This is a genomic window from Pseudomonas sp. RL_5y_Pfl2_69 (assembly GCF_963970465.1).
Classification (GTDB): domain Bacteria; phylum Pseudomonadota; class Gammaproteobacteria; order Pseudomonadales; family Pseudomonadaceae; genus Aquipseudomonas.
The window spans coordinates 1-13,509 of sequence record NZ_CAXAOU010000009.1 but is presented as its reverse complement, the minus strand read 5'-3'; the positions used below and the strand labels follow the sequence as shown (position 1 = coordinate 13,509).

The 13,509-nt window shown below is 59.6% G+C and carries 14 protein-coding genes; 7 read left to right on the top strand and 7 right to left on the bottom strand.

Annotation, left to right across the window (positions count from 1 at the left end):
* Positions 1-51: 51 nt before the first annotated feature.
* From AACY07_RS15895 to AACY07_RS15880, 4 genes are all read right to left on the bottom strand, one after another.
* Positions 52-729, bottom strand: coding sequence for a type 1 glutamine amidotransferase domain-containing protein (locus tag AACY07_RS15895; RefSeq protein ID WP_339475959.1), 678 nt, complete (start codon positions 727-729; stop codon positions 52-54).
* A gap of 140 nt (positions 730-869) precedes the next feature.
* The gene (locus AACY07_RS15890; protein WP_339475956.1) at positions 870-1,529 is read right to left on the bottom strand and encodes an ankyrin repeat domain-containing protein; all 660 of its coding nucleotides are present in this window, start codon (positions 1,527-1,529) and stop codon (positions 870-872) included.
* 111 nt (positions 1,530-1,640) lie between these two features.
* Positions 1,641-3,011, bottom strand: a complete 1,371-nt coding sequence (locus tag AACY07_RS15885) for a metal-dependent hydrolase family protein (protein WP_339475953.1) — start codon at positions 3,009-3,011, stop codon at positions 1,641-1,643.
* A 258-nt stretch (positions 3,012-3,269) separates the two neighbouring features.
* Entirely contained in the window at positions 3,270-3,959 is a 690-nt protein-coding gene (locus tag AACY07_RS15880) for a GntR family transcriptional regulator (RefSeq protein ID WP_133079747.1), read from the bottom strand.
* A gap of 140 nt (positions 3,960-4,099) precedes the next feature.
* On the opposite strand from AACY07_RS15880, the gene AACY07_RS15875 reads away from it, so the two are divergent.
* The 7 genes from AACY07_RS15875 (at position 4,100) to AACY07_RS15845 (ending at position 11,425) form a co-directional block, all read left to right on the top strand.
* Entirely contained in the window at positions 4,100-5,185 is a 1,086-nt protein-coding gene (locus tag AACY07_RS15875; protein ID WP_133079746.1) for an ABC transporter ATP-binding protein, read from the top strand.
* A 1-nt stretch (position 5,186) separates the two neighbouring features.
* Complete coding sequence (locus tag AACY07_RS15870; protein WP_133079745.1) at positions 5,187-6,104, top strand: ABC transporter permease; 918 nt, start codon at positions 5,187-5,189, stop codon at positions 6,102-6,104.
* Entirely contained in the window at positions 6,101-6,889 is a 789-nt protein-coding gene (locus tag AACY07_RS15865) for an ABC transporter permease (protein WP_133079744.1), read from the top strand. The genes AACY07_RS15870 and AACY07_RS15865 overlap by 4 nt, the downstream gene beginning before the upstream one ends.
* Before the next feature lie 32 nt (positions 6,890-6,921).
* Complete coding sequence (locus AACY07_RS15860) at positions 6,922-7,974, top strand: extracellular solute-binding protein (protein ID WP_133079751.1); 1,053 nt, start codon at positions 6,922-6,924, stop codon at positions 7,972-7,974.
* A gap of 80 nt (positions 7,975-8,054) precedes the next feature.
* Positions 8,055-9,251: an amidohydrolase family protein gene (locus AACY07_RS15855; RefSeq protein WP_339475948.1), complete on the top strand. Its 1,197-nt coding sequence runs from the start codon at positions 8,055-8,057 to the stop codon at positions 9,249-9,251.
* Positions 9,248-10,750 carry an amidohydrolase family protein gene (locus AACY07_RS15850; protein WP_339475946.1) on the top strand — a complete coding sequence of 501 codons (1,503 nt, stop codon included), beginning with the start codon at positions 9,248-9,250 and terminating at the stop codon, positions 10,748-10,750. Before AACY07_RS15855 ends, AACY07_RS15850 begins: the two co-directional genes overlap by 4 nt.
* A 12-nt stretch (positions 10,751-10,762) precedes the next feature.
* Positions 10,763-11,425: a flavin reductase family protein gene (locus AACY07_RS15845; RefSeq protein WP_219261935.1), complete on the top strand. Its 663-nt coding sequence runs from the start codon at positions 10,763-10,765 to the stop codon at positions 11,423-11,425.
* An 11-nt stretch (positions 11,426-11,436) separates the two neighbouring features.
* Here AACY07_RS15845 and AACY07_RS15840 read toward each other — a convergent pair whose 3' ends face one another.
* From AACY07_RS15840 to AACY07_RS15830, 3 genes are all read right to left on the bottom strand, one after another.
* Positions 11,437-12,045, bottom strand: coding sequence for a dTMP kinase (locus AACY07_RS15840; protein ID WP_339475944.1), 609 nt, complete (start codon positions 12,043-12,045; stop codon positions 11,437-11,439).
* Between the two features lie 193 nt (positions 12,046-12,238).
* The gene (locus AACY07_RS15835; protein ID WP_339475941.1) at positions 12,239-13,123 is read right to left on the bottom strand and encodes a homocysteine S-methyltransferase family protein; all 885 of its coding nucleotides are present in this window, start codon (positions 13,121-13,123) and stop codon (positions 12,239-12,241) included.
* A gap of 90 nt (positions 13,124-13,213) precedes the next feature.
* On the bottom strand, positions 13,214-13,509 hold a 296-nt coding region (locus AACY07_RS15830), incomplete at its 5' end, for an ABC transporter permease subunit (RefSeq protein ID WP_339475939.1).

The following is a 13,509-nucleotide window of genomic DNA, read 5'->3' as shown; positions in this document are numbered from 1 at the left end:
GGGGCACCCGGGGCGTACGAACGTTTCAGCCTGCCCGGGCGCCATGCGCGGTTACTTCAATTGGGCGACAAGTGCTTTGGCAACGCCTTCGGAACTGGCGGGGTTCTGGCCAGTGACCAGCTTGCCATCTTCGATGACAAAGGGAGCCCAGTCCGGCCCTTTTTCATAAAATCCGCCCAGGCTCTGGAATTCATCTTCGATCAGAAAGGGCACGACATCGGTCAGCTCTACTGCAGCTTCCTCGCCATTGGTGAATCCGGTGACTCGGCGCCCTTTAACCAGCGGTGCGCCGTCAGCGGCCTTGACATGACGCAGGACCCCGGGCGCGTGACAGACAAAACCAATGGGCTTGCCAGATCGCTCGAAGGACTGGATAAGCTCGATGGACGTCTTCGACTCGGCCAGATCCCACAACGGTCCATGACCGCCAGGGTAGAACACGGCGTCAAAATCTTTACTGTTGACGGTATCCAGCTTGACGGTGTTCGCCAAAGCCCGCCGGGCATCGGGATCCGCGTTGAAACGGTGGGTCATGTCCGTCTGGAAATCCGGCAACTCACTCTTTGGGTCCAGGGGTGGCTGACCACCGGCTGGCGACGCCAGAACCACCTCGGCCCCCGCATCCTTGAAGACGTAGTAAGGCGCTGCGAACTCTTCAAGCCAGAACCCTGTTTTCAAGCCCGTATCCCCGAGTTGATCGTGGGACGTTAGAACCATCAGAACTTTCATGTCTTAGCCCTCATTGCTGCGGTTTGGCCTTTGGCAACGTGATCTGCCTCGGGTTTATGCTGGTTGCACTGTCTTGACTATGTACGACCACCGTTTTTTGAATACGTGCAACACGAAAACCGCCACTCAAGAAACGCGAATCAGTGTGCCCCGGCGTCACGCAGCAACTGCGCGATAGCGGTCTGACCGCGTTCCTGCGCGTGTTGCAACGGGCTCACGCCCTTGTCGTCAGGCAGGTTCAGGTCTGCGCCTGCCTCGATCAACTGGCTGACAATCTGTTGATGTGCCGGTCCGCCGTCTGAGAGCACGATGGCTTCCATCAAACAGGTCCAGCCCAGGCGATTGACATGGTTCATGTCAACGCCTGCCGCGATCAGCAGGCGCACGGTCTCAACATGGCCGCGCTCGCACGCCGGGATCAAGGCGGTGCCGCCATAGCGGTTGGTGCTTTTCAGGTCGGCACCATGGGCCAGGGCAAGCTGGAGAATTTCATTTCGCCCGCTCGCCCCGGCCAACAGATAAGGGCTGTCCTGGATCAGGTTCTTCTGGTTAACGTTGGCACCGGCTTCGATCAGTGCCCTGGCGATCTCTATCTGGTTCTCACGCGTTGCAAGCAGCAGCGCACTGCTGCCATCGAGCGAACGGTCATCGAGCTTCGCACCTTCAGTGATCAGTTGCTGCACCCTGCCCAGCTCACCGTTTCTCACGGCGTCAAGGAGTGTCTTGTCGCTTGCCATCACTACTCCAGTCATCAACAGTGCGACCGTCAACAGGCCGTATTTAAGCGTCCGGGAACCCATGTCACGCCCTCCAGAAAATCCATGAGAAACCAGTATGGTCAGGGCGCCAGGTATTCGGAAATTAAATATGCCCATGCTTTTCAGTGGCTTTGTGCATGGTCCTGCTGAGGACTAGAAGTTCTGTTTATAGATTTTCCCGCCTTTCATGATCATGCTGATATTGATCTGCGGGTCCTCCAGAAAGGCCAGGCTTACCGTGGGATCGCCTTCGACAACCAGCAGATCTGCCAATGCACCGGCCTCTATCCGGCCAACTTTACCGGGATAAGGATTGCGCGCTCCCGACAGCCCCAAAAGCTCTCCATTGATCTTTGTCGCCATGTTTGCAACGTCGTGCGCGGCGTAAAACCGGGTCAACTTCGCCAGCTGTCTTCCCTGAGTCGGTGTCTTTAGCGGATTGAATAAAATATCAGTCCCCCAGGCCGTTTTTATATTGAAGCGCTGGGCAAACTCATAGGCTTTCGCGGTGCCCTCGGCCACCACGCGCTGACGCTCTCGGCGCACAGGATCTGGATAAACATTGGCATCTTCATCCTGCAGAAAAGGCTGAAGGCTCCACCAGATATCGTGGTCTGCCATCATGCGCACGGTTTCTTCATCAGCCAGTTGGCCGTGTTCGATCGATTTCACACCGGCGCGAATGGCACGCTGGATACTTCTGGGCGTGTACGCATGCACCATCACATAGGTGCCCCAATCGGCAGCCGCTTCAACCGCCATTCTTAATTCTGACTCCATAAACTGGGTGCTATCGAGATGATCATAAGCAGAAGCCACGCCGCCACCGGCCATCAATTTTAACTGTGAGGCCCCGAGCATGAGCTGCTCTCTTGCCCGCCTGAGCACTTCGGCATCGCCATCGGCGATGGCGGCAGCACCCAGTTGTTCGGTAACGCTCAGTGACCTGAGAGAGCTGCGGGGGATCTCGGATCGCATCCTGAAATCACCGTGGCCCGAAGTCTGTGAAATCATGGCGCCGGATGGATAAATACGTGGCCCCGGGATAACGCCCTCATCAATTGCACGCTTCAAGGCAAACGAAGGTCCACCAGGATCGCGCACCGTCGTAAAGCCGCGCATCAGGGTGCTTTCTGCTTCGCGGGCGGCGACTAAATGGATATAGCCCGGGTCTGCACTCATCGCATCAAGTTGCGTAATGCCCGCCAACGTAGTGTGCCAATGGGCATCAATCAGTCCCGGCATCACCACCCTTCGCCCGCAATCGATAACCACGGCCCCTTCGACATCGGTATTGGCGGGTAGCAGTGAGTCGATCACGCCAGCCTTGATCAGGATGCAGACGTTATCGTCAAGCACAGCGCTACCGTTGAATAAACGAAGATTCTTGAGCAATACAGTACTCACGCCGGACTCAGCGTTCGTGCCCTGAGCTGAAGTACTTGAGGTACGCACTTCTGACAGCGGTGAACCTTTGGGCTTGATCCCGCTATAGACGTCACGTCGAGACAGATCGAGCATCATCCTGGCGTGAAAATCCTGTATGTCCGGCGAGCTACAGGTGCACAGGTCATGGGCTTCAAGCTCAACACGATGACTGGGTGTAAAGCGCGAACAAGCCGTTGCAGATTTATGCCTCATAGCGAGCGTTCCGTAAGCATTTTCAGGAACAGAGACTATAGATCGGATTAAAAACGCTGATCGAAAAACGGCAGGCACACTGAAAATCCTTGGCGACGTGGCCCAAGGATTGGCTTCGGTGAAGGGGGAGCACGCTTTCCCTTAGAGTGATATCAGGTGTTTGAGCGGGTGGTAGCCCGTTTTCAGGGTGGCCGCGACGTCGAGAATCGCCTTCTCGATGCCATTTAAATGAATGCACGTCAGCTCGATCGCGGCGCCCTGGTTGCCAGCCTCGATGAACTCGATCAGGCGCAAATGCTCATCGTCGCGACAGGCTTCGTGGCTGTCATCATCGAGCGCGGCAGCATACAGCGAGGCGCGGGAAATCAGCTTCTGGAACCAGTCCAGCAACACCGGGTTGTTCAGGCTACGGGCAAGCTTGATGTGGAACTCGCCGAGCAAATGGATCAACCGTTCGTGGTCGCCATTTCGGTGCGCCTCATCCTCCAGCAACAGGTGATCGCGCAAGTCGCGGGTCACGGCTGTGTCGCGCCGGCGACAGAGTTCGCTGACGATACCGATCTCGACCAGGCGCCGGGTTTCGAACAGCGAACGGATCTCTTCGTCACTCGGTAGAGATACGGATGCACCTTTATTGGGCTCTGTGGTGACCAGTCCATCGGCCTCCAATTGCTTGAGCGCGGCACGAACCGACGTTCGGCTCACGTTAAAAAGTTCGGCCAGGGAGGCCTCGCCCAGCTTCATCCCCGGTCGCAACGAGCGCTTGCTGATTGCCTCGTAAACCCCTTGATAGACGCGGTCGACCGTGGTTTCGAGTTTCTTCTCGGTCATCTCAACACTCCTTTAGCGCAAAACAACCGGCCCCAGGCGATGAGCAGCCTTAAAAAAAGGGGGTTGCACGGGCAGATTAATCCGGTTATCTCTAGATTGCATCCAGACATTGCATACAATAATTAGAGGAATGCACCATTATGGGTCATCCAGTCGCAATTGAAGTGCGTAACGTCTCCAAACGGTATTCCGACGATCCGGGGCTGGCTCCAGCCCTCGACAACGTTTCAGTCGACATTGCCGACAATGAGTTCTTTACCCTGTTGGGACCTTCGGGCTGTGGCAAAACCACCTTGCTGCGCACCATCGCCGGTTTCGAGCATGTGAGCGACGGGGAGATCCGTCTCGCGGGCGAACCGGTCAATGACTTGCCGCCGTTCAAGCGCCGGGTCAACACGGTCTTCCAGAGCTACGCGCTGTTTCCCCACATGAGTGTCGCGCAGAATATAGCCTTCGGCCTTGAGATGCAGGGCCTTGATCATAAACTCATTCCCAAGCGTGTCGATGAGATGCTCGCGCTGGTGCAAATGCAGCACCTGGCCAAGCGCAAACCTGCCGAGTTGTCCGGCGGGCAGCAGCAGCGGGTCGCCCTTGCCCGGGCCCTGGCCCCCAAACCCAAAGTACTGCTGCTGGACGAACCGTTGTCGGCGCTGGACCTCAAGCTGCGCAAGGAGATGCAGGTCGAACTCAAGCGCGTGCAGAAGGAAGCCGGGATCACCTTTATCTTCGTGACCCACGATCAGGAAGAAGCCTTGACCCTGTCTGACCGGATTGCCGTGATGTCCGCTGGCAAAATCCTGCAGATCGGTACGCCCAATGACATCTACGAGCGGCCGCAGCACCAGTTCGTCGCCCAGTTCATCGGCGATATCAACTTCCTGCCGGGGCATCTGAAACGTGGCCAGCAGAACGAAAACCTCTTTGTGCCAACCGGCATGCCGGTGGAAATCCCCTGCCCGGCCCAAGGCTTTGATGGCGCAAGAGTGCAACTGGCGTTCCGCCCGGAGCGCTCGCAACTGGTCGATCCGCAGCAGCCCCACCATTTGCGCGGCGTGATCGAAGCCGTCCTGTATGTCGGCACCGCGACGCTCTATCAGTGCCGGTTGAACAACGACATCAAGGTCATGCTGCGCGAAAACAACGAAGGCCTTAACCGCGGGCGTGTGGTCGGTGATCGCGTTGCGGTCAACCTGCCACCCCATGCCTGCCTGTTGATGGAGGCTTGAGATGAGCGTCAGCAGCACTTCCCCCGCTCTCAACCGTGCGCTGTTGCTCAGCCCGGTGGTTCTGACGTTACTGGCACTGATCGCCATTCCGCTCGGCATCATGGGCTACATCAGCCTGCTGCCACGCAACGTGTACGGCGGCGTCGACTGGCAGGCCAACTGGCAATTGCAAAGCTACGTGCAGCTGTTTTTCCAGGAAGGTTTCGACGGTGAAAAGGAGCTCAACTGGGTGTACGCCCAGGCGCTGCTGCGCTCGGTGTTCCAGGCCGGCGGCACCACGTTGTTGTGTTTTCTGTTCGGCTTCCCGGTGGCGCTGTGGATGTCCAGCCTGACCCCGCGTCGGCGCAACCTCATGGTCTTGCTGATCACCATTCCGTTTTGGACCAACCTGCTGATCCGCAACTATGCGTGGCTGATCATTCTGCGCGAGCACGGGTGGGTCGCCCAAAGCCTCAATGCCCTGTTCCCCCAGGCTGGCGGCATCACCCTCCTCTACAACGACTTCGCCGTCAGCGTCGGGCTGGTCTACAGCTTTCTGCCGTTCATGATTCTGCCGATCTACTCGACCCTGGAAAAACTCGACTGGCGCCTGGTAGAAGCGGCCTACGACCTCGGAGCCAACCGCTGGCACGCGCTCAAGCGGATCATTCTGCCGCTGTCGATGCCCGGCGTGATTGCAGGTGCATTGCTGGTGTTTGTGCCGAGCCTCGGTGCATTCATCACCCCGGCGATTCTCGGTGGTGGCAAGACGTTGATGATTGGCAACCTGATCCAGCAACAGTTCGGCACTGCCCGTAACTGGCCGCTGGGCAGTTCGCTGTCTTTCCTGTTGCTGGGGATCCTGCTGCTGTCGCTGATGCTCTACGCCCTCTATACCCGCAGCACCGCCAAGACTCTACGTCGGGGAGCCACCGCATGATCGCCCTGCACCTGAAAAAACTGCCGCTGACCCGCGAAGTCAGCCTGTTGATCCTTGCGTACCTGTACGTGCCGATCTTTGTGCTGATCGCGTACAGCTTCAATGCCAACCGCTCCGCCACGGTCTGGACCGAGTTTTCGTTCGCCTGGTACGGACGAATTCTGGCCAACCCGTCAATTCAGACCGCGGCACTGAACTCGATCATCGTTGCGAGCATTGCCACGGTCTGCGCCACAGCCATTGCGCTGCTCGCCGCGCTGGCGACGTATCGGCCGTTCTACGGGCAGAAAGTGGTCGAGGGCGGGATCAACCTGCCGCTCATCCTGCCGGAGATCGTTACCGCGGTCGCCACGTTGCTGCTGTTCATGGCGCTGGGGATCAAGCTCGGTTTGCTGACCGTAATCGTGGCGCACATCGGCTTCTGCATCCCGTTTGCCTACCTACCGATTCGCGCTCGCTTGAATGACCTGGACAAAAGCCTGCTGGAAGCGGCCAACGACTTGTACGCCAACCCGTGGCAGGTGTTTCGCCGGGTGACCTTGCCGCTGCTGTGGCCGGCGGTGTTGTCCGGGTCGGTACTGGCATTCGTGGTCAGCCTCGACGATTTCATCATGACGTTCTTCGTGGCAGGGCCTGGTTCGACGACCTTGCCGGTGTACATCTTCTCGGCGATCAAGGCCGGCGTGACGCCGGAGATCAACGCAATCTCGACCCTGATGCTGGTGATTTCCATCGTGCTGGTGGTGCTGGCCTTCTGGCTGGGACAACGCGGCAAACAACAATGAGTCTGGAGCTTGCTGTCATGAATAAGAAAAGCATGAAATTGAAACGTCTCGGTTACGGCGTCGCCGGCCTGGCCCTCAGTTGCTTCACCGTTTTTGCCGCACAGGCCGATGAGCCCAAGGAGTTGTTTTTCTACAACTGGACCGATTACTACCCGGTCGACCTGCTGGCCAAATTCGAAAAGGAGACCGGCATCAAGGTCACCATGGACGGCTACGATAGCAACGAAACCCTGCTGGCCAAGTTGCAGGCCGGTGGCGCGGCGTATGACGTGATCGTGCCGTCGCAATCGATCATGCGCACCCTGATCAACCAGGACTTGCTGCTGGAAATCGACACCCCGACCCTGCCCAACTTCCAGTACGTCAAACCGGCGTTCCGCGACCCGAGCTTCGACCCTGGCCGCAAGTTTTCGGCGCCTTACTTGTGGGGCACCACGGGGTTTTCCTATGACAGCGCGCGGGTCCCCGGCGGCAAGCTGGACGACTCATGGAAAGAATTCTTCGAACCGCGCAAGGAACTCCAGGGCCAACTCGCCGCCCTCGACACCTCCAGCAGCGTGATCAATGCAGCCAGCCATTACCTGGGCGTCGACGAATGCACCGAAAACCCCCAGGACGCCAAGCGCATCCTGGAATTGCTGCAAAAACAGAAACCGTTCCTGAAGATGTACAGCTCGGACAACACCGTGGACCGCATGGCCTCCGGTGAAGTGATCATGATGCAAAACTGGAACGGTTCCACCGCCCGCGCCACGTTGCAGAAGAGCAGCATCAAGTACGTGTACCCCCGTGAAGGCCTGGCGATGTTCCAGGACAACTTCGCCGTGCCAAAAAGCGCGCCACACCCCGGCAACGCCAAGATCTTCATCGACTGGATGATGAAGCCGGAAAACGCCGCTGCCGTGTCCAATGCCATCGCCTATGACAACGGCATTCAGAGCGAAAACCTGATCGACGCCAAATGGCGAGTGATGGATGCCATCAATATGCCCGAAGAATTCGCTTCGCGCCTGCGCCCTGAAAAGGAATGCAGCAACAAGGCGCGGGAGCTGCAAGACCGGATCTGGTCCAAGCTCAAGGGCTGATCCAGAACCAGGGGGCCGCCTTCGCAAGCAAGACCGCGAAGAGGCCCCGTCAAACACCCTAGAAATCCAAGAGGTTTGCCATGAACCAACCCCGCTGGCTGCGCAACGTGCGGCCCTACGGCCTTGCTGCCCAAGACCTGCTTCTGGAGAACGGCCTGTTCAAGCAGCGGCGTCCAGCCTCCAGCACAGCGCTGACCGCCACCGATATTGATGGCCAACACCAGCTCCTGACCCCGGCCCTGGTCGAAAGCCACGTTCATCTCGACAAAACCCTCTGGGGCCAGCCCTGGCACTCGAACAGCGCCGGGCCGACGCTCAAGGATTACATCACCAACGAACGCCGGGTACTGCGCGAAGTCCAGAGCCCCATCGCCGAACGCGCCGGTGCGCTTCTGGAAAACTGCATTGCCCGTGGGTCGCTGACCATGCGCTGCCACGTCGACATCGACCCGGATTTCGGCCTGCGCCATGTAGAAGCCATGCAACAACTGCGCGAACGCTACCGCGACCTGATCGACCTGCAACTCGTGGTGTTCCCGCAAACCGGCCTGATCAGCCGCCCCGGCACCGCCGAACTGATGCGCGAAGCCATGGCGCTGGGGGTGGAAAACGTCGGTGGGCTCGACCCTTGCGGTATCGATAACGACCCCCTCGCCCAGCTCGACTTCGTGTTCAAGCTGGCCAGCGAATTCGACCGTGGGGTCGACATTCACCTGCATGACAAAGGTGAACTGGGCCTGTGGCAGATCGCGCTGATCGCCGATTACACCGAGCGCTACGGGCGTCAGGGCCGGGTGATGATCAGCCACGCCTATTGTCTGGGCATGTTGCCCTGGAGTCAGGTCCGGCCGGTGGCCGATCGTCTGGCCAGGCTGGGCATTTCGCTGATGAGTTCGGCCCCGGCCGATTGCGCGGTCCCGCCGTTCCTCGCGTTGCGCGAAGCCGGCGTCAACGTGTGCCTGGGTTCGGATGGTATTCGCGACGCCTGGTCGCCCATGGGCAACGGCGACATGCTGGAACGGGCGATGCTCCTGGCGTTCCGCTTTGACATGAACAAGGACGAGGAACTGGCAGCGGCCTTTGCCGCCGCCACAGTCAATGGAGCGCAAGCGCTGGGCTGTGTCGATTACGGGCTGGAGATCGGGCAACGGGCCGACTTCCTGTTGATGCCGGTGCAAACCCTCGGTGAAGCGGTGGTGGCGCGTCCGGTACGCCAGGTCTATCGCGGCGGCGAGTTGATCGCCTCGGGCGGTCGATTGCTGGACAGCCGTCTGTGAAGCGCGGGCCACGTGCAACGGTCGGCCTCAAAAGCAGCTGCGTGGTCGGCTTTGACGGCACGCAGCACGTACTGTGGCGCGACGGCGAAGTGGTGTTCGAAGGTGCGCGCATCGTGTTTGTCGGGCGCGGTTATGCAGGTCCCGTGGATCAGTGGATCGACTATGGCAATGCGTTGATCGGCCCGGGCTTCATCGACCTGGATGCCCTCGGGGACCTGGACTCTACCGTGCTGACCCTGGACAACGGCGATGAGTGCGGTATGGGCCGGATGTGGTCCGAGGACTATCTGGCGAGCGGTCCGCGGGAGAGTTACAGCCCGGACGAAGAGGTTTTCAAGTACCGCTACGCCTTCACTCAGTTGATTCGCAACGGCATCACCACGGCCATGCCGATCACCTCGATGTATTACCGCCAGTGGGCCGAGACCTACGATGAAATGGCTGCGGTGGCGGGTGTGGCCGCTGAGCTGGGCCTGCGCACGTACCTCGGGCCTTGCTACATGAGCGGCATGAGTTACTGGCGCGCCGATGGAACCCTGGCCCATCACTGGGATGAAGCCCGAGGCCTGGCCGGGCTCGATGGGGCCGTGCGCTTTTTCGAGGATTTCGACGGGGCACAGGACGGTTTGATTCGCGGGGCGCTGCTGCCTGATCGCATTCAAACCTGCACGCCCGCGCTGCTGCAACGTACCGCCGACCTGAGCCGGGCGCTGAACGCGCCCATGCGGCTGCACTGCTGCCAGGGGCTCGGCGAAGTCGAGATGGTCAAACAACTGCGCGGAGTTTCGCCGTTGGCCTGGCTGGAGCAACTGGGGCTGTTGACCCCGCGCAGTCTACTACCCCACGGCATTTACACCGAGGGTGATGACGACCTGCAACGGCTGGTGGACGGCGGTACCAGCCTGGTGCATTGCCCGGTGGTGTTTGCCCGGGATGGCGAGGCGTTGAACTCGTTTGGCCGTTACCGGGCCAAGGGGATCAACTTAGCCCTGGGCACCGACACCTGGCCGGCGGATTTGCTGGAGAACATGCGCCAGGGACTCAACATCGCCCGCCTGATGGAAGGCGGTGCATCGTTGACCAGCACGCTGGACCTGTATAACGCCGCCACGCTGGGGGGCGCCAAGGCTTTGGGGCGTGACGACATCGGCCGTCTGGCCCCGGGGGCGAAGGCCGATATCACCGTGTTCAGCCTGCGTGGCCTGCACCTCGGGCCGCTGTTCGACCCGCTGAAAAACCTGGTGCTGGCCGGTCGCGGTGATGACTGCATTGCCAGTTACATCAACGGGCGCTGCGTGATGCATGACGGTCAGGTTCAAGGGGTCGACTACCCCGCCCTGCAACGCCAGGCCCAACGACAATTCGAAACACTGATGCGCAGCCACAGCCCTCGGGCCTTTGGCCAGCCGGACTGGAACACCCTGTTCAAACCGTCCATCCCGTACGCCGACAACTACAGCGCACATGCCCCGCTCAGCGCGATCGATCCTCTTCTCTAGAGATTTGTGCCTATGCAAAGCTTCGACTTCAGCACCCTGAGTGCCCGCGACAAGTACAAGATCCTGATTGGCAGCGTGGTGCCTCGACCGATTGCGCTGGTGACGACCGTTGATGGCGAAGGACGTATCAATGCAGCCCCCTTCAGCTTCTTCAACGCGTTGTCTGCCGACCCGCCGATTCTGGCGCTGGGCGTGGAGAACTACGGCGACCTCAGCCCCAAGGACACCACGCGCAATATCCAGCTCAACCAGGAATTCACCGTCAATATTGTCAGCGATGCGTTGGTGGAAGCGATGAATGTCTGCGCCGTGCCCTTCGCCCCCGGTTTCGACGAACTGACCGCCGCCGGCCTCACGGCGATTGCCGGGACCACTGTCAAATGCCCGCGTATAGGCGAAGCCCCGGTGGCGTTGGAGTGTCGCCGGATGATGGCGCTGTCCATTGGGCAATCGCGGGAAATCATCTTTGGCGAAGTCCTGATGGCCCATGTACGGGACGAGCTGATTGACCCGCACACCCTGTACATCGACCAGTTGGGGCTTGATGCGATCGGGCGGATGGGCGGGCATGGGTATGCCCGTACCCGGGACTATTTCGACTTGCCGACGCGTTCGCTACAGGCCTGGACGGAAGCGCCGGGCGGTGGCGTGCGGTTTTGGCCACAGGCCAAATAGGCCTTCGAGGGTCAAAGGACGCTATAGATCCCGGCAACCACCTGCATCGTAGCGTCTTCGATCGATCCTTCGTTACGGCATAACACCCAGCCCTGATCTGCCGCCGCCTGCTCGAATGCTTTCGTGCTCGCGACATGCTCTTGCAGCGCGTGCATCACCGTACTCCCCAGCCCGCGGGACCGTGCCGCCGCCCTCGCCCATGACATTTCAGGGGCGGTGACGACCCCGACATGCAGGTCTGGCACTTGCACGTTTCGATCCATGTTCAACTGCAGGATTTCTGCAAACGGGACTATCCGGCGAAACGCCGCATCAGACGGGTACCAGCGATCGATCAGGATGATGCAGTCTGGCGGCTGTTTGGTCAGCACGTGCCGGGTCATCCAGGCTCGGCTGTCAGCGAGGCGCTCACACACGGCCAATTCCAGATCCCGGCACGGATCTCTGGCGAGCCTGTTCACGAGGGCCATTGTTTCACCCCGGTAGGGATCGCTTTTTTTCTCGCACAGCCGGATCACCTTTTTGCTGTCTGCCCTCAGTACTTTCGTGACGGCTTCCAGCAGTGTGGTTTTGCCGGTCCCCTTGGGCCCATCCAATGCAACAAACAGCGGACGATTCATGTTCAGGCAACGATTGTTGTACGTTTCAGTCTGCCCGACCCGTTCGCCGGCAACGCTTGGCGCCACCAGGCGAATCGAGTGCAGGGCCCGTGAGCATGAGCCAGTAATGACGCCCTTCGCCCATACTCTCGGAGCATAGTAATCGACATCGGCGCCCGTGCAGGTTTTCACTCAACACTGGCGTGTTGCCAGGTCACTTCAGGCTGCGTTTGAGCTCGGCAATATGCTGCGGGCCGATACCACAGCATCCGCCGATCATGCTTGCCCCTCTGTGTTGCCAATCCTTGGCCCACTCCAGGTAGCCCAGGGGATCGAGGTCTTCGCGCAGCTCGTCCAGGCCGTCATTCGCCGTCGCTTCCTTCGGTTGCGGCGGGAAGGCATTGGCGTAGACACCAATGGCGATGTCGGCATCCAAACGCTCGGTAATGGCTCGCGCCACATCCACGGCAGCACCGATCACTTCCGGCTGGCTGCAGTTGAACAACACCGCGGCAACCCCCATTCCTGCGACCGCTTCGATGGCGTCGGCCACGGGTTCGCCTGAACGCAGGCGAGGCACACCGTCAGTCTCTTCATCCTGAAGGGTGAAGGATACCCAGAATGGCTTGCCGTCTGACGGCAGATGAGCGTGGATCGCCTGCACTTCGGCCAGTGAACTCTGGGTCTCTGCCAACCACAGGTCCACGTGCGCGCCCAAGCCTTGAAGCAGAGGCGTGAGCACTTCTGTCACCCGCTCAGGCTGGAACAGATCAGGCCTGTAGGAGCCGAACAACGGCGGCAGAGAACCCGCGACCTTGACCGGTCGGGCACTGGCGTCAGCCGCTTTGCGTGCCAGTCGGCCTGCAATCGAGGCGAGTTCCAGCCCCTCACTGGCAAAGCGCTCCTCACCTATATGGAAAGGAACCACTGCATAACTGTTGCTGGTAATGACTTGAGCGCCGGCTTCTATGAACGCGGCATGAACGGCCACCACGACTTCCGGGGCTTCGCTCAATGCAAGCGCCGACCACTCAGGCTGCCTGAAAGGTGCGCCACAACGTTGCAACTCCCGGCCCATGCCACCATCAAGAATAACCATTGATCGTTCCTTCATGTCTTGTCTCTGAATGTGTGAGATTTGGCTGAACCTGTTGATGACTGACACCCACGGGTTCGTAAACAAGCAGGTTCAGCGCTGCTGTGTGAACCCTTTGCCGTAGTGGCGCTCGAGGCGGTTCTGCACCAGTTCGAGCCCGATCGACATCAACCAATAGATAACAGCGGCAGTGGTGAGCATTTCGATGTAGCGATACGACGAACGCCCGTAGGACTGCGCCAGAAACATCACTTCCCACACGCCCATCACCGAAATCAGCGAGGAGTCCTTGAGCATTGAAATGAACTGGCTGGTGGTCGGCGGCAAAATCGTGCGCATGGCTTGCGGCAGGATGATGTGCAGGAATGTCGCCGTCGGCGACAGCCCCA